Here is a 17601-nt window from a genome sequence, read left to right on the forward strand (position 1 = left end):
TTATCAATTGTAAATTAATTGAATAGCAATTTGGAGGTTTAATATGATAGATATTTTTGCTATAACGTACAACCATACGAACGTCATCATTAATGTCATTCTGATTGGCGCATTTATATTAAACCTAATCTTTGCATTTACAATTATCTTTATGGAGCGACGATCTGCAGGTTCTGTTTGGGCATGGATATTGGTTTTGGGTCTTATACCTATTTTAGGTTTTATCGTATATTTACTTTTTGGTCGCCAAATCCAACGAGAACATATCTTTAGTTTAGATGAAGAAGATAAAGTCGGCATTGAAATGATTGTAAATGAACAACTAGAAGCCTTGAAAAATGACGACTTTTCTAAAGGCAATCATCAGATCGTGAAATTTAAAGATATGGTGCAAATGTTATTGTATAATAATGCGGCTTTCTTAACTACTGATAATGATATAACCATTTTTGTAGATGGAAAAGAAAAATTTGATTCACTCATTGAAGATATATATAATGCCAAAGATTATATACATATTCAATACTATATTTTCCGTAATGATCAATTAGGAAAACGAATATTGACAGCATTAGAACATAAGCTTAATGAAGGTGTCGAAGTGAAAATGCTTTATGATGATATGGGCTCTAGAGGTTTATCAATTAAAGACTTTAAAGCTTTTAGAAAAAAAGGTGGACTCGTAGAAGCATTCTTCCCTTCTAAATTACCATTAATCAATTTGAGAATGAACAACCGTAATCATAGAAAAATTGTTGTTATCGATGGACATATCGGTTACGTAGGTGGTTTTAACGTCGGTGACGAATATTTGGGACTTAAGAAAAAGTTTGGCTATTGGAGAGATACACATCTCCGTATTGTTGGTGATGCTGTTAACGCTTTACAACTACGCTTTATGCTAGACTGGAACTCACACTCAACACGTGATAACTTAAAATATGAAGAACGCTATTTCCCAGATGTAGATTCAGGTGGCACAACCGGTGTACAAATTGCTTCAAGTGGTCCTGATGAAACGTGGGAACAGATAAAATACGGTTATTTAAAAATGATTGCTTCTGCAAAGCATTCTATTTATATACAATCGCCATATTTTATACCCGACCAAGCATTTCTAGACGCTGTTAAAATTGCGTCATTAGGTGGCGTGAATGTTAATATCATGATACCCAATAAACCGGACCATCCTTTTGTTTATTGGGCAACATACAATAACGTTGCTTCTTTATTAGATGCTGGTGTGAATATTTTCCACTACAATAACGGGTTCTTACATTCTAAAACTCTTGTGATTGACGATGAAGTTGCCAGTGTTGGTACAACAAATATGGATCACCGTAGCTTCACATTAAACTTTGAGATAAATGCATTTATCTATGACACACATATAGCTAAAGCTTTAAGAGTGGCTTTTGAAAATGATTTAAACGTTTCTTATAGACTAACGAAAGCATTATATGAACAGAGAAGTTTATGGGTCAAATTTAAAGAAGGCATCTCAAGATTATTATCCCCTATTTTATAGAATAATTAGTAGTCCGAGGCTTATCATATGTCTCGGACATTTTTAATCTTAGTAATTGTACGTGTCTAAAATATGTTTCTTTATATATGAATTTTTAAAGTATATACATACTTTTGAGTCATTCTTATTTAGCTATACGGCGTTTTATCTTAGAAAATCTTAAAAATATTGATTTTTTCTCACTACTTGAACATATTAAAATATTTTTCAAAAATATTTTAACCTCAAATTTTATTTACTAATTTAATTTTCTCAAAATGGAGGCAATTTTATATGACAGATAATGACATAATCTCTAAAGCACAAGACTATATGACATCTTTTCACTGTGATGATACAACTGGACATGATGTTGCACATGTAAAACGTGTTACAAGATTAGCAAAATATATTGCTATGAATGAACAACAAGGTCATTTACTCACCATTCAATTAGCAAGTATTTTACATGACACCATAGACGAAAAACTTACCAATACCAAAGAAGCAAAAATAAAATTAGTACAATTTCTTAATCATTTGGAACTTGATTATACGTTACAACAAAATATATTACATATCATTGAACATATAAGTTATAAAAATGGTAAGAATGATCATATTCAATTGTCAATTGAAGGACAAATAGTTCGTGATGCAGATCGTTTAGATGCTATTGGTGCAATTGGTATAGCACGCACGTTTCAATTTGCAGGTTATTTCGGTGAACCTATGTGGATTGAGCATCAATCCTATAACATAGATGAATCTAATCAACCATATTTTGATTGGGAGCCTTCTGCAATTAAACACTTTTATGAAAAATTATTTAAACTTAAATCTCTTATGCATACTAAAACTGCAAAAAATTTGGCACAACAACGCCATGAATATATGAAAAATTATGTAGATACTTTTTTTAAAGAATGGTATTTTTAAAATTTTAATAATGGTAGTTACAGATTGACTTTTAAAATTTGATGGTTTATTAACTATCGAAATTAAATTACATTTATTTAAAATAAACAGAAAATATTGGGACATAAATTCCAGAAAAATAGCACTCAGATGATTTTTTTAATTCATCTAAGTGCTTCTTTTTATTCCATACTCCGTATTGTTGGCTTGCTATCTGAGGGAACAGATTCAGCCAGTAGTCTTCAGCTTGTCCTATTCCCTCAAGCGTTCCGCCAAAATACGTCGTATTTATATGTATTTATCACGACATGTTAATGAAATCTTTGAAACAATCCCTAAAAATGTACTTGATGAATGCAAACATCATTGTAGTGTTACATCATATCAAAATGATATTAAAAATCATTCTATATATTTACTCACAATCCGTATGCTCTGGTAGTAAAATAGAAAAACTACTTTATAATCGTATCCGAATGATGTGGTTGTCACAAAATCAAATATAAAATGAAAAAGGCAATTTCTATATTATTTCAATAGAAATTGCCTTTTTTACTTATCCAAGAACTTTATGTCTCAGACGCTTCTTATGCTTTATACCTGCTATTTATTATGTACCAGGTTTGTCATTTTAATTAATGATATGACGCACTATTTCTTTTTAGATTTCTTAGGAGCTACTTGTGTATTCTTGCCTTTGCTAGGTTTATCAGAATCATTATTCTTCATTGCTTCAATCATTGGAGCAACTTCCTTTTTAGCAAGGTTAGAATAATACATGTTGGCAACTTGAGTTTGTACAATCAAGAATGCCGCACTGACTGACCAATAAAGACCTAATGCAGACGCAGAACTTAAAGAAATCCAAACAATCATAATTGGAGAAATAATCATCATCATATATCCCATTTGACGTTGTTCATTCGGCATACTCTTACTTGATACATATGCTTGTAAGAAGTATAAAATACCAGCGATAATTGTAATCCAAATATCAGGTTGTGACAAATTGAACCATAAGAAATTTGGGTGTTCAGTAAATCCACCACTTGAAGGGTATTTTAATACGAAGAATAAGCCCATAATGATTGGCATTTGAATTAAGATTGGTAAACAACCTAACATGCTCTTCATTGGATTCATATCGTATTTTTTATATACTTCCATCATTTCTTGGTTTGCAGCCATTTTTTCTTCTTGCGTTCTTGAACGCTTAACTTTTTCTTGAACTGCATCGATATCTGGTTTTGCAACCTTCATCTTTTCTCGCATCATATGACTATTTTTATAGTTTGATAACATGAAAGGCAATAATACAACACGTATTGCCAATACAAGTACTACTATTGCTAAACCATAATCATTGTTAAAACTTGTTCCCAACCAATGAATTAATTTGTCCATCGGTTCTACAAACGTATTAAAGAAAAATCCATCTCTATTTTCAGGTTTAGAATAGTCACAGCCTGCTAATAAGACCATTACACCTAATAATAAAGGTAGTAGCGCTTTCTTTTTCATTTTTCCACCTCTAATGATATATTCACATAAAATTTATTTTATCATACTCAAAGGAAAGTAGAAAACAAAAAAGAAATTTTCCGCATTATTCAACAGTTTGTAAAAATTGTTGTACAGTTTCTGGGATATTTGAACTTTTCACGATGGCTGAAATGATTGATAATCCATCTGCACCATGATTCATAATTATTTCAGCATTTTTTGTATGAATACCTCCAATTGCAACGATTGGAAAACCTTGAACTTTAGTTCTTAATGTTTGAATCATTTCCGGCCCTACTGGAGCTTTAGCATCTGATTTCGATCCAGTATGATACATCGGTCCAACACCGATATAATCAACGTTGGATAAGTCAGATGCTTGATATTCTTCTAAATCACTTACACTAAGTCCTATTATTTTATCGGTAAATGCACTAGCGAATACATCAACATTTGCATCATTTTGTCCTACATGTATTCCATCTGCATCTATAACATTTGCTAAGTCTACATCATCATTAACAATAAAAGGAACACTGTAACTTTTACATAAAGAGAATAACTTTTGTGCAAGCTCTATTTTGGCATTTCCAGTTAATGAGCCCTCTCCTTTTTCTCGAAATTGAAACATTGTAATCCCAGATTCTAAAGCTTCAGTCACAACATCTATGATTGATTTGTTCTTTGGTATATCTTGCGTTCCACAAATAAAATATAGCTTTAAATACTCTTTATTAAACATAGTTACACCTCTTGCTTATTATGATATTGTAGATATGTTTCAAAAGTAATGTTGTATAATGCATTTAATAACTCCACTTTAAAAGTACCAGGTCCTGCTGAAATTTGTTCAGCTTGTTCAGCAGCGATATTATATATAGATACCGCTTCTATTAATGCATTTATAGATGGATCTTCTAATTCAACAAAACTTGCAACTATAGCTCCTAATAAACAACCAGCACCAGTTATTTTTGCCAACAATGAAGATCCGTTAGATAGTTTAAATATGCGTTCATTTTGAGCAATGACATCCTCTTTGCCAGTGATAACAATCGACGTATTAAAATGTTCATATGCTTCATTTGCAATCGATACTGAATCTAAACTATTATCACTATCAGTTCCTTTCATTTTTGTATCACTGTTAATTAACGTTAAAATTTCAGAAGCATTACCTTTAATAACAGTAACTTTTATTTCATTCAGAAATCTTTTACAAAAATCTTTGCGATATTGTGAAGCACCTACAGCAACAGGATCAAATATAATCGGTTTGCCAAGTTGATTCGCTGTTTTTGCGATTTTAAAAATATCTTGTTCTCTTTCTTTTGTTAACGTACCGATATTTATTAACAATGCTTTTGCAGCTGTCAGCATATCATATGCTTCTTCAGGTGCCTCACTCATTGCTGGACTAGCACCAAGACTTAACAAACCATTCGCAGTAAAATTTTTCACTACATCGTTCGTATAACATATTACAAGCGGTTGATCCGCTCTTAATTTTTCCAAATTATTCATCATCTAAACCAACTTCCTTCATATATGCAAAATGGTTTACTGGTCCTCTACCAAAACCAATTTCAGGTGTATGTTTAATACTAAGAGAAATAAATTTTTTTGCTTTTTGAACTGCATCAAACGTAGATTTCCCTTTAGCTAACTCTGCGGTAATAACGGCTGAAAAAGTACATCCAGTACCATGTGTATGTTTGGTATCATATCTTGGTTCTTCAAAAGTATACACATCATCTTGCGTAAATAAATAATCTATAGATTTATTTTCATCATTTGAATGCCCACCTTTTATAACTACACCTTTGCTACCAATTTCATTGATAAATATATTGCCAGCTTGATAAATAGATTGTTGATCATTAATAGTAATGCCAGTAATTTCCTCAGCTTCTGGTAAATTAGGTGTCGCTATTGTAGCATAAGGCAATAAAATATTTTGTAAGTTAGCTTTGGCATCATCATCCATTAGTGAATCACCACTTTTCGCTAACATAACCGGATCAATTACATAAGGAATATCATCATATTTTTTTAAATATGTTTGAATAATCTCCATCATTTCTTTTGATGCAATCATACCAGTTTTCAAAGCATGTGGCAGTTCATCGGAAAATACACTTTCCATTTCCTCTTCTAACCATGTTGAATCTAGATTATGAATGTGCTGTACGCCTTTTGTATTTTGTGCCATAATACTAGTTATTGCTGCCATACCATATACACCACATGCATGAAATGATTTCAAATCTGCCATGACACCTGCGCCACCTGTAGGGTCTGTTCCTGCAATCGTTAATGCTATTTTAGGTTTATTCATTTGTTTGACCTCCATATAACCAATTTTCTTGTATATAAGCCATATTAAAGAAATTTCGTTCATGTATCGTACTTTGTAAGAAACAAGATTTTATTGCCTCTTTTTCTTCAACAGAAATATTTTGAGTTAACCGGTCCATTAAACCATCGAAGATATTTACTAATTCATCCATTTCTGTGCTATAAAATTCAAACCATTTTGATAAAATTGAGTCTTTATTTAATTCATTATCTTTCAATGCTTCTTTAGCAATCACCTGATACACATACGGACATGGTGCCATTGCTGCAATTGTATATGCTGCATTTTCTTTTGAATAAGCATTGAAATACATATGTTTGATATAATGGTCTCCACTTGGTGGCCAAACTTTTTCTTGGACGATTTCATCATAGTTTTCTTGTACGTATGCCGCTAATATTTCATGTGCTTCTACTTCACCATCAACTATAAATTGAATTTGTTCTACTAAAAATTGGACTTCTTCCAATCTATTCATTTTTGGTATTAGCAATGCATATATATTTGCAAATTCTTTTAAATACGAAGCATCTGCTCTTAAGTAAAATTTCAAAGCTTCGTTAGAAATCGTACCGTGTAACATTTCTTGAATAAACGAATCATTATAAATATCCTCAATAATTGGTTTTGAAGCTTCTTTTAATTCCTGTGAAAACAACAAATTTAGCCCTCCTAATTAAAAAAACTACATCCCCGTAGGAATGTAGTTTATTAATAAATATATTAGAGCAATTTTCCAAATATTAATGAACGCTACTTTCCTACGTTGGTCTTAACCAAATCAGGTTATAAGGGTCTGAATTTCTCATCTCAGCCATAAGGCTCCCCTAGTAGTTTTATAATGTATTTATATAAAACATATCAAAGTATACCACCTATTGCAATAAAATGAGTTATATCAACTATGACCATTTAAAAAATATTTAACAAAAGAGTATTCATGGTATGAATTTTCTCCAAACATTTATACAGAAATATGATTATATTACCACTTATATACTTCCGATATTTAAGATAGAAAAAATGAGTTAGTCTCTAAGTTTACCTGCACTATTTCCTATATAATAAAAAAAGCTAAGACAATTAAATTGTCTTAGCTTTGTATAATAATATATTACATTATTGTTATATTATGCAGTAACCCATTGTGAAGCGCCAACTTCGTCATATAATTTTTGAGCTGCAGCATCTTGAACTGATTCTGGTGCGTTAGCTGCTGGTTGACCTTGATATTCAGCTGGAGCTACTGAATCCCATGTACTTTGTAAGAATTGGAACTTACCTGAAGCACCTGATGATGGATTTGTAGCATGAATATCGCCACCTGATTCACGTTGCGCGATTTGTTGTAAGTGTGCATTCACACCTGATGAACTATTTGAAGCTTCATTTGAACTTGATGATTGAGTTGAAGCTTTTGTAGTTGCTTCTTGTTGTGGTTGTTGTGTTTGTTCAGTTTGTGGAGCAGCTTGTTGAGCTGGTTGCTCAGTTTGTGCTTCTTGTGCTGGTTGTTCAGTTTGTGTTTGTTGAGGTTGTTCAACAGAAGTTGTTTGTTCTGATGAAACATCTTCACTAGAACCTCCACCAAAACTCCATGACCATGTTTGGCCATCTGATTCAAAATTATAGTTTGTACCATTGAAATTAAAATTATAGTTATATGCACCCTCTTGTACAGGTGATGCATTTAATTGTTCTGGATTAGATTGTGCTAAGTTTGCTAATTCTGCTTTGTCAACACCTTGTTCAGCTGCGTCTGCTGAGTTTCCTGCTGCGAATCCTGTTACGCCTAAGCCTACTGCTAATGTTGAAGCTAATACTGTTTTTTTCATTTTTAAAAATTCCTCCTATAAGGTAAATAATTTTTTCGTTATGATTAATTTGCAAGTACAACTATAACATCTAAAAAACAGTAGCAGGTTACAGCCAAATAAAAAAGTACACCTTTTCTTTACACGGGTATTACATTTTCAAAATAGTATAAAAGCATAACTTTTCACTTTAAAAACTGCTATGAAAGTTTATACTAGTAATAATAAAAAGTATGTTGTGTAATGATATTGTAATTTATCTGATTATTCTGTATTATATTAGTATGAATTTTGGCTTTTTTATAATGGATATGTTTGCTATATAAGTATGTATATTAGCTATTCCTATTGAATCATTTTTGAGTTAATAGGAATAGCCTGATAGAAGTATAATTCAATAGTAGGATTAAATGTATATTAGATTTGATGGGTTAAATTAATGGGGAGTTGGAAATGCCTGAAACTTTATACAATTTCATAAATATCGTTTTCCTCTAAATGAAATTTATTAATAAGTTCTTGATTTGGGACTATTGGAAGTGGGTCAAAAAGTGCTTCATCTTCATTTTTAGAGCGTGGGGACATAAATTTAATAGTTTCAATAAAAACTTCTGATACAAAATGCATCTGTCCTTCTTTTTCAAATTTTCTCGATTGCATTTGTCCAGTTATACCAACTAATGAGCCTTGATTGATATATTTTTCGACATTATTAGCAATTTTTCCGAATGCTTTACAGAATAAATAATCACAAATATCTTTTTGATTTTTATCTTTATAATTTCTTGAAACAGCTACGCAAAATGTAGCTAGTTTATTTCCCTCCTTATCATAAATTTTAGGGTCTTTTGTTAGTCTCCCTACAATGACAATACTGTTAATCATATGTCACCTCCTTTATAAGCTAATCATAAAAAATTCACATGATTCCGTCAAAACACATTTTTTAAAATTTAAAATAGTAATCGAATACTTATTTCTACTTTTTTCACCTTTCTCATAGAAAATTACGTTATAATAATAATATAAATGCATTTTTTGTAGAGTTTAAATTAATTAAATGGATGTGAGACGATGAAAACATTTAAAGCCGTTCGATTTCAAATCGTATCAGAGAATGGTGGCGTGACTGAGTACGAATTAGAAGATGGTGTCATTATCAATAAGGAAAACAGTGGCACTGGCTGGTTGCTTGAAATCGTCATATCAGATTATCACTATGAAACTATGAAAGCATATATGGAAAACGAGACATTACTAGACATACGTGTCGTTATCACTAGACCTGCTAACGATCCAGCTTTGTTTGATGCGACCATTAAACATATCATTCAATTAGAAGATACAATTTCTGTTGTTTGTGAATGTCATATTTACACATTGAGACAAGTTTACGCTGAAAGTTTATTAGAACAATTAATAGATGAAGGTTTAACTGGCGACGACTTGAAGAAATCATTTAATAGATTGATGCAATCTAAACCAAGACTTAAAGATGAAAAAATTGATAAATAAAAAATAGTGTTACATTCTGTTGAAAACAGTCTGTAACACTATTTTTATATACTATTTATCTTGCAAAGCAAATGTTAACTCACAACTACATGCTAATTGTCCATCAACTGTTGCTTTAGCACTACCCTTACCTATAGGACCTCTGAGCTTCGTTATTTCAACTTCTAAGCGCAAAGTATCTCCTGGGGTTACTTGTTTTTTAAAACGACATTTATCGATACCAGCAAATAGTGCAAGTTTACCTTTATTTGCTTCACTATTTAACATAGCAACTGCACCTGTTTGGGCTAAAGCTTCAGTAATTAATACACCAGGCATTACAGCATATTCTGGAAAATGACCTTGAAAGAATGGTTCATTACCTGAAACTTGCTTAATGGCCACACATCGTTGACCTTCATCGTATTCTACGACACGATCAATTAATAAAAATGGTTGCCTATGTGGAATAATCTCTTTTATTTGGTTGTAGTCAAAAATTGTTTCCATAATTTGCTTCCTCCAACTATACTTCTATCTATTTCCAATTTATTAATATATTATAACATTAATCTTGTGTTCTTTTGATATCAGCACCTAATGCTTTCAATTTACCATGTAAATCAACATATCCTCTGTCTAAGTGTTTTAATTCAGTAACATATGTTGTACCTTCAGCCACTAGGCCTGCTAAAATTAGTGCTGCTGCAGCACGTAAATCTGTTGCTTTAACTTGAGCACCTTGAAGTTCACTTTTACCTTCAATTTTTGCACTTCTACCTTCTACAGTAATTTTAGCATTCATTCTTTTAAATTCACCGACATGCATAAATCTATTTTCAAACACAGTTTCAGTTACTACTTTGTGCCCTTTTGCAGTTAATAATAACGCCATCATTTGTGATTGCATATCTGTAGGGAAACCAGGATGCGGAAGAGTTTTGATATCTATTGGTTTCAATTCGTTTTCGGCACTTACACGAATTGCATCATCAAAATATTCTAGATTAACTCCCATTTCTTCTAGTTTATAAACTAAGCTCGTCATATGTTCTTTGATTGCACCGTTTACTAAAACATTTCCTCTTGTAATTGCACCGGCAATTAATAATGTACCTGCTTCTATTCTATCAGGTATAATTGAATGCTCAACGCCATATAAAGCTTCAACGCCTTCAATCGTGATCGTGTCCGTACCGGCTCCTAATACATTTCCACCCATTTCATTGATATAATTAGCCAAATCAACGATTTCTGGTTCTCGTGCGACGTTTTCTAAAACAGTTTTACCATCAGCTAAAGAAGCTGCCATTATAATATTTTGTGTCGCACCTACGCTAGGAAAATCTAAGTGAATCGTTGTACCTTTCAATCCATTAGTTGTGTTTGCGTATATAAAACCACCATCCATATGGATTTCTGCACCAAGCTCTTCAAAACCTTTAATATGCTGTTCAATCGGTCTAGAACCAATAGCGCAACCACCAGGTAAAGCCACTTTGGCATGACCTAATCGTGCCAATAATGGGCCCATAACAAGAATACTTGCTCTCATCTTACTTACATATTCATATGGTGCTTCTTCATTTAATTGTTTTGTTGCATCTACTGTAACTTCTTCTTGCTCTTTATTATAAGAAACATCAGCATTTAATGTTGATATTACATTATTAATTGTTTCTACGTCACTAAGTGCTGGTACATTTTTTAACTTGCTCACGCCTTTTGATGCTAATAGTGATGCTGTCAATACTGGTAATACTGCATTTTTTGCACCTGAAACTTTCACTTCACCAGTTAATTTTTTACCACCATTAATTTCTATCTTATCCATCTTAAATCCTCCACTTAACTACTTATAAATTGCCTTTAATTTTCAATCAAACTTACTACTAAATTATATCGATAATCATGCGTAATATACAATTATTTGAATTATTGTGCCAAATATTTTATTTGTGTAGAAAATTGTAACAAATCTACAATAAAATTGCTGACTGAAGTCCCGATTAATATTGCTAAAAATATCATACAAATTTGAACTTGTACTGGAAAACCTTTTTTAAAAAATTGTTCCAATCTCACTGCATTCAATGCCCAATAGGCAATGCAAATACAAAGGACATGTAAGATGAGATGTACAATTGAAAACTGTCCCAAATATTCCATAATTATTCTCCTTGCTAAACACTATTTATATATTTTACACGAAACACTATGCAAAAGATACTTAATAATGAGATAACTGACATTTAAATAATAAAGCGTCAATTTAGTATTATTTTCCCATTATATATGACATATATGCATAACAATTAAAATTAAATACTTTTAATTATTTTAGTCATTTATCAATTATTTTCTTCCTTTATAAATGATTATGAAAAATCATATGTAAATGTAAGTCTTCATAAAAATATTTTAATATAGTAAATACAAGCTATTACTTAAATCAATATGTCATTGATAATCATACGCTAAAATTTTGATTTTAACATGTCTTAATCAAAAAATAGAAAAAAGTCGACAAAGTTTTATACTTTGTCGACTTTTTTGATAAACATAATAGAATATCTTATATTCATTATTGTAATTGAGCGACACGAAGACGGTTATTAGCACGATCTAATGCGCGTTTGGCTCTATTTATGTCACTGCTATCTTCTTCATTGTTTAAATGAGATTCTGCTCTTGATTTTGCTAATTCTGCTCTAGCGACATCAATTTCATTCGCAGGCTCTGCAGTTTGAACAATGATTGATAATTTATCTTGTCTTACTTCAACAAAACCTTCACTCACTGCAATATATTCTGAACCACCGTCAAAATTAATTTTGGCATAGCCAATTTCAAGTGCTGCAACTGTTGGAATATGTCCATACATGACACCGATTTCTCCAGCAGTAGTTTGTAATACTGCAAGAGTGACATCTTCTCGGTCGTAAACAGAACCATTAGGAGTGACAATATTTAGGCTTAATGTATTCATTATCCATACCTCCTAATTTTAAACTTCAACACCCATATCTTTAGCTTTTTCAATTACTTCATCCATACTTCCAACTAGACGGAATGCGTCTTCTGGAATATGATCGTAATCACCATTTAATATTGCTTTGAAGCCTTCTACTGTTTTTTGAACAGACACATAAGATCCTTTTTGGCCAGTAAATTGTTCAGCAACGTGGAAGTTTTGTGATAAGAAGAACTGAATACGACGTGCGCGTTCTACAGTTTGTTTATCTTCTTCAGAAAGTTCATCCATACCTAAAATAGCTATAATATCTTGTAACTCTCTATATTTTTGTAAAGTAGATTGTACTTCACGTGCTACTTCATAATGTTCTTGGCCAACAATTGATGGGTCAAGCGCTCTAGAAGTAGATGCTAAAGGATCAACTGCAGGATAAATACCCATTTCAGTTAATTTACGTTCTAAGTTTGTAGTTGAATCTAAGTGGGCAAATACTGCAGCTGGTGCTGGGTCAGTATAATCATCGGCTGGTACGAATACCGCTTGAATTGATGTTACAGAACCTTTAGTTGTAGAAGTAATACGTTCTTGTAATTGTCCCATTTCAGTTGCTAACGTTGGCTGGTAACCAACAGCTGAAGGCATACGACCTAATAACGCAGAAACTTCTGAACCAGCTTGTGTAAATCTAAAGATGTTATCTATGAATAATAGAACATCTTGTCCTTGTTCATCACGGAAATATTCAGCCATAGTTAAACCAGAAAGTGCTACTCGCATACGCGCACCAGGTGGTTCGTTCATTTGTCCAAATACCATTGCTGTCTTTTTAATAACACCACTATCACTCATTTCAAAATATAGGTCATTACCTTCACGAGTACGTTCACCTACACCAGCAAATACTGATATACCGCCGTGCTCTTGAGCGATATTATTGATTAATTCTTGAATTAATACGGTTTTACCAACACCGGCACCACCGAATAATCCAACTTTACCACCTTTAATATATGGTGCTAATAAATCAATGACTTTGATACCTGTTTCTAAAATTTCAACTTTAGTAGATAACTGATCAAATGCAGGTGCTTCTCTATGAATTGGATCACGACGCACTGAGTCATCTATGTTTTCATCTAAATCTATCGTATCACCTAATACATTAAATACTCTACCTAATGTTTCATTACCAACTGGTACGCTAATACTATTTCCGCTATCTCTAACTTCTGTACCACGTTTAACACCATCAGTTGAATCCATTGCGATTGTTCGTACTACGTCATCGCCAAGTTGTAATGCAACTTCTAACGTTAATTCAACATTACCTTCTTCTCTTTCTATATCGAGAACTAAGGCATTATTAATTTCTGGAACTTCATTGTGCTCAAAGCGAACATCAATTACTGGACCCATAACTTGTGTTACACGGCCTAATCCCATGCTATTTTCCTCCTTTAATCATTATTCAAGTGCAACTGCGCCACCAACGATTTCAGTAATTTGTTGAGTGATTGCTGCTTGTCTCGCTCTGTTATACTCGATAGATAAATCATCAATGATATCTGTCGCATTATCAGATGCATTTTTCATAGCCGTCATACGTGTAGCATGTTCACTTGCTTTTGCATCTAAAATCGTTCCATATATTAAACTTTCAACATATTGAGGTAAAATAACACTTAATATTGCTTCTTTGTCTGGTTCAAATTCATATGAAGACATTTGACCATGTCCTAAGCTTGAATCTTCAGGAGACAATGGAAGCACAGTTTTCATCGAAGGTGTGTTTTCTAAAACACTTACGAAGTGACTGTAATAAATTTTTACCTCATCCACAATCTCGTCGTTATACAAATCTATCGCTTTTTTAGCAATTGCTTGTATCTCTTTAAATGAAGGTTGATCAGGAACTTCTGTTAAAGAATCATGAATCTCATATCCTTTATTTTTAAGAAAATCAACACCTGTTTGACCTAAAACTAAGATGGAATATTCATCACTACTACTATGTTTTCGTTCAATATCTTTCATCAGATGTTTCAATACATTTGCATTGTATGCACCTGCAAGGCCTTGGTCACTAGTAATTACGATATAACCACTTTTCTTCACTTCTCGCTGTTGTAACATTGGATGATGTGAATTTTTGTCCGCACCAGCAACGGCTGTAATTGCATCTTGAATTTTAGCCATATATGGTCTGAATTGATTCGTGTTTTTTTCAGCACGACGCAATTTCGAACTAGAAACCATGTTCATTGCTTTCGTAATCTGTTTCATCTTTTTTGTTGATTTTATTCGTGTATCGATTTCTTTAAGAGATGCCATTATCTCACCACCTTTTATCTACATTAACTATTATGCTTCCTCTGATTTGCTAAAACTCTTCTTGAATTCATTGATTGCTGATTCAAATGATTCATCATTAGGTAAAGCACCCGTCGTTTTGATTTCATTTAATAAATCAGATGCATTCGATTTAGCCCATTGATTCAACTCGTCTTCAAAACGCGTAATATCAACTACTGGGATATCATCTAAATGTCCTTTTGTTAAAGCATAAATAATTAAAACTTGATTTTCTACAGGTAGTGGTTTGTTTTTATCTTGTTTTAATATTTCAACTGTACGTTTACCACGTTCTAATTTTTTAGCAGTAAATTCATCTAAATCAGACCCAAATTGCGCGAATGATTCTAATTCACGATATGATGCTAAATCTAGACGTAAAGTTCCGGCAACTTTTTTCATCGCTTTAATTTGTGCAGAACCACCAACACGTGATACTGATTGTCCTGCATTAATCGCTGGTCTAACACCAGAGAAGAATAAGTCAGATTGCAAGAATATTTGTCCATCTGTAATAGAAATTACGTTTGTAGGAACATAAGCAGCAATATCGCCTGCTTGTGTCTCAATAATAGGTAACGCTGTGATTGAACCGCCACCTAAATCATCATTTAATTTAGCTGCTCTCTCTAATAATCTACTATGTAAGTAGAATACGTCACCAGGATAAGCTTCACGACCTGGAGGTCTACGTAATAATAGTGATAATTCACGGTAAGCTGCAGCTTGTTTTGTTAAATCATCATAAACGATTAAAACATCTTTGCCAGCAAACATGAATTCTTCAGCCATTGCTACACCAGAATATGGCGAGATATAAAGCATAGGTGCTGGATCTGCTGCTGAAGCAGAAACAACAATTGTATAATCTAATGCACCTTCTTGACGTAATTTTTCAACATTTGCTCGAACCGTTGAGTCTTTTTGTCCGATAGCAACGTATATACAAATTGTATCTTGATCTCTTTGGTTCAAAATTGTATCAATGGCAACCGTTGTTTTACCTGTTTGACGGTCACCGATAATTAATTCACGCTGCCCACGACCAATTGGTACAAGTGCATCAATTGCTTTGATACCTGTTTGTAATGGTTCATCTACAGATTTACGATCCATTACACCAGTTGCTTTCTTCTCTACAGGACGTGTTTTTGTAGTATTGATTGGTCCTTGACCATCAATTGCTTGTCCTAATGGGTTAACGACACGACCAAGTAACTCCTCACCAACTGGAACTTCCATGATACGTCCAGTTCGTTTTACTTCGTCTCCCTCTTTTATATCCGCGTAAGGGCCTAAAATTACTACACCGACATTGGATTCTTCTAAGTTTTGTGCTAAACCTAGAACGCCGTTATTAAATTCAATAAGCTCACCAGCCATAACGTCATTTAATCCGTGGATTAAAGCGATACCATCACCAATTTGCAGAACTGTACCTACATCAGTAACAGCCATTTCTGACTCATAATTTTCTATTTGTGAGCGAAGTAATGCACTGATTTCTTCAGCTTTAATGGCCATCTATGTCACTCCTTCAATTTTTATTTCACTCTAATAAATTGCTTTTCAAGTTTGGCAAGATCATTTTTAATACTTGCATCCATCACTTTCGTACCGACTTTAACTCGGATACCACCGATAAGATCTGGATTTATTTCATTTGTTATCATTAGTTTTGAAAGTTTTGTACGTGATTTTATAATTGAATCAATACTTTCTATTTCATCCTCAGATAGTTTATAAACTGATTCAATAACTGCAAAGTCTTGATTATGATATTCATTATATAAGGTTTCAAAAGCTAAAAATATTTCATGAGTATATGTAAGGTGGCGATTACTTGCAAGCACCATAAACATATTCTGTAAATATTGATTTGCATGTCCAAAAATAATAGCAACAAAACGTTGACGTTGTGTTACATCTTTTTGCGGATCTGTGTCTAATTCTTTTAATTTTCCAACTTCAGGTTGTACTGCTTCGTCAATTGTTGAAAATTCTTCATACATTTGATCGAGTAACGCTTTTTCTTTAGCAGTATCAAATAACGCTTTTGCATATTTTTTTGCTACATTAGCCATTATTTATCGCCTGCCTCTTTAATGTACTTTTCAACTAATTCTTTTTGATCTTTTTCTGAAATTTCTTTTTGAAGTACTTTTGAAGCAATAAGTACTGAAAGTTCAGAAACCTGATTGTTAATATCCGCAAGTGCACGTTCTTTTTCACTGTTTATTTCATTTTGTGCTGTTTCAATCATACCATTGGCTCTAATGTTGGCTTCGTGAATGATTTCTTCGTGCTGTTTACGGGCTTGTATTTTAGACTCTTCTAAAATTTTATGAACCTCTTCTTGTGTTTCTTTTAGTGTTTGTTTGTTTTGTGCTTCTAGTTTTTGAGCATTTAATTTAGCTTGTTCAGCATCGTCGATATCTTTATTAATATCGTGTTCACGTTTGTCCATCACTTCTTTAAGTGGGCCCCAAGCAAACTTTTTCAATAGTAAAAGTAAAATGGCAAATGTAGCAATCGTAACAATGATTGTTCCCCATTGTACACCGCCGCCACTAGCCGCACCTAGAACGAACATATTAGTCGTAGCAGTCACTTTCATAGACACTCCTTTCATCCAGTATAATCATAAGGTATTTTGATAAAAACGAACGGCGAGAGCCCA

At 32.8% G+C, this 17601-nt stretch carries 19 protein-coding genes, 1 pseudogene and 1 riboswitch; of the genes and pseudogenes, 4 read left to right on the forward strand and 16 right to left on the reverse strand.

Translation table 11 applies throughout. From position 1 onward, the window contains the following. Positions 1-43: 43 nt before the first annotated feature. The 3 genes and pseudogenes from cls to FYJ81_RS13195 form a co-directional block, all read left to right on the forward strand. Positions 44-1528: a cardiolipin synthase gene (gene cls / locus FYJ81_RS11195; protein WP_107384550.1), complete on the forward strand. Its 1485-nt coding sequence runs from the start codon at positions 44-46 to the stop codon at positions 1526-1528. A gap of 273 nt (positions 1529-1801) precedes the next feature. Further along, positions 1802-2446 carry an HD domain-containing protein gene (locus FYJ81_RS11200; RefSeq protein ID WP_107385191.1) on the forward strand — a complete coding sequence of 215 codons (645 nt, stop codon included), beginning with the start codon at positions 1802-1804 and terminating at the stop codon, positions 2444-2446. A gap of 277 nt (positions 2447-2723) precedes the next feature. Then, positions 2724-2925 (forward strand): annotated as a pseudogene (locus FYJ81_RS13195) (IS5/IS1182 family transposase); the annotation flags it as partial. A gap of 151 nt (positions 2926-3076) precedes the next feature. Here FYJ81_RS13195 and yidC read toward each other — a convergent pair. From yidC to FYJ81_RS11240, 7 genes are all read right to left on the reverse strand, one after another. Next, entirely contained in the window at positions 3077-3946 is an 870-nt protein-coding gene (yidC, locus tag FYJ81_RS11210; RefSeq protein ID WP_107385189.1) for a membrane protein insertase YidC, read from the reverse strand. 85 nt (positions 3947-4031) lie between these two features. After that, entirely contained in the window at positions 4032-4670 is a 639-nt protein-coding gene (gene thiE, locus FYJ81_RS11215; RefSeq protein ID WP_154409657.1) for a thiamine phosphate synthase, read from the reverse strand. A 2-nt stretch (positions 4671-4672) separates the two neighbouring features. Further along, complete coding sequence (thiM, locus tag FYJ81_RS11220; protein ID WP_192943025.1) at positions 4673-5452, reverse strand: hydroxyethylthiazole kinase; 780 nt, start codon at positions 5450-5452, stop codon at positions 4673-4675. Continuing rightward, a complete protein-coding gene (gene thiD / locus FYJ81_RS11225) occupies positions 5445-6266 on the reverse strand; it encodes a bifunctional hydroxymethylpyrimidine kinase/phosphomethylpyrimidine kinase (protein WP_154409658.1) in 822 nt (273 codons plus the stop codon). Before thiD ends, thiM begins: the two co-directional genes overlap by 8 nt. Next, positions 6259-6948 carry a thiaminase II gene (gene tenA, locus FYJ81_RS11230; protein ID WP_107385185.1) on the reverse strand — a complete coding sequence of 230 codons (690 nt, stop codon included), beginning with the start codon at positions 6946-6948 and terminating at the stop codon, positions 6259-6261. Before tenA ends, thiD begins: the two co-directional genes overlap by 8 nt. Positions 6949-7028: 80 nt before the next feature. Then, a riboswitch (TPP riboswitch) is annotated at positions 7029-7126 on the reverse strand. A gap of 291 nt (positions 7127-7417) precedes the next feature. Beyond that, complete coding sequence (locus FYJ81_RS11235) at positions 7418-8119, reverse strand: transglycosylase family protein (protein WP_107385184.1); 702 nt, start codon at positions 8117-8119, stop codon at positions 7418-7420. A 444-nt stretch (positions 8120-8563) separates the two neighbouring features. Further along, on the reverse strand, positions 8564-8983 hold the full coding sequence (locus tag FYJ81_RS11240) for a single-stranded DNA-binding protein (RefSeq protein ID WP_107386673.1): 420 nt from the start codon (positions 8981-8983) through the stop codon (positions 8564-8566). 189 nt (positions 8984-9172) lie between these two features. On the opposite strand from FYJ81_RS11240, the gene FYJ81_RS11245 reads away from it, so the two are divergent. Beyond that, the gene (locus FYJ81_RS11245) at positions 9173-9613 is read left to right on the forward strand and encodes a YwpF-like family protein (RefSeq protein ID WP_019468307.1); all 441 of its coding nucleotides are present in this window, start codon (positions 9173-9175) and stop codon (positions 9611-9613) included. Positions 9614-9664: 51 nt separating this feature from the next. Here FYJ81_RS11245 and fabZ read toward each other — a convergent pair whose 3' ends face one another. The 9 genes from fabZ to FYJ81_RS11290 form a co-directional block, all read right to left on the reverse strand. Next, complete coding sequence (fabZ, locus tag FYJ81_RS11250) at positions 9665-10102, reverse strand: 3-hydroxyacyl-ACP dehydratase FabZ (RefSeq protein WP_046207765.1); 438 nt, start codon at positions 10100-10102, stop codon at positions 9665-9667. A gap of 58 nt (positions 10103-10160) precedes the next feature. Next, positions 10161-11426: a UDP-N-acetylglucosamine 1-carboxyvinyltransferase gene (gene murA / locus FYJ81_RS11255; RefSeq protein ID WP_107385330.1), complete on the reverse strand. Its 1266-nt coding sequence runs from the start codon at positions 11424-11426 to the stop codon at positions 10161-10163. A gap of 101 nt (positions 11427-11527) precedes the next feature. Then, positions 11528-11761, reverse strand: coding sequence for a DUF1146 family protein (locus FYJ81_RS11260; RefSeq protein WP_019468304.1), 234 nt, complete (start codon positions 11759-11761; stop codon positions 11528-11530). A gap of 415 nt (positions 11762-12176) precedes the next feature. After that, the gene (locus FYJ81_RS11265) at positions 12177-12581 is read right to left on the reverse strand and encodes a F0F1 ATP synthase subunit epsilon (RefSeq protein ID WP_019468303.1); all 405 of its coding nucleotides are present in this window, start codon (positions 12579-12581) and stop codon (positions 12177-12179) included. A gap of 18 nt (positions 12582-12599) precedes the next feature. After that, positions 12600-14012, reverse strand: coding sequence for a F0F1 ATP synthase subunit beta (gene atpD / locus FYJ81_RS11270; protein ID WP_107384837.1), 1413 nt, complete (start codon positions 14010-14012; stop codon positions 12600-12602). A 21-nt stretch (positions 14013-14033) separates the two neighbouring features. Then, complete coding sequence (atpG, locus tag FYJ81_RS11275; RefSeq protein ID WP_154409659.1) at positions 14034-14900, reverse strand: ATP synthase F1 subunit gamma; 867 nt, start codon at positions 14898-14900, stop codon at positions 14034-14036. A 30-nt stretch (positions 14901-14930) separates the two neighbouring features. After that, positions 14931-16445, reverse strand: coding sequence for a F0F1 ATP synthase subunit alpha (atpA, locus tag FYJ81_RS11280; RefSeq protein WP_107384839.1), 1515 nt, complete (start codon positions 16443-16445; stop codon positions 14931-14933). Positions 16446-16465: 20 nt separating this feature from the next. Further along, entirely contained in the window at positions 16466-17005 is a 540-nt protein-coding gene (locus FYJ81_RS11285) for a F0F1 ATP synthase subunit delta (protein ID WP_154409660.1), read from the reverse strand. Beyond that, on the reverse strand, positions 17005-17532 hold the full coding sequence (locus FYJ81_RS11290; protein WP_107384851.1) for a F0F1 ATP synthase subunit B: 528 nt from the start codon (positions 17530-17532) through the stop codon (positions 17005-17007). The genes FYJ81_RS11285 and FYJ81_RS11290 overlap by 1 nt, the downstream gene beginning before the upstream one ends. Positions 17533-17601: the final 69 nt, after the last annotated feature.

Origin of the sequence: Staphylococcus sp. McC-251-APC-3A2, assembly GCF_009695665.1 — a bacterium.
Classification (GTDB): domain Bacteria; phylum Bacillota; class Bacilli; order Staphylococcales; family Staphylococcaceae; genus Staphylococcus; species Staphylococcus cohnii.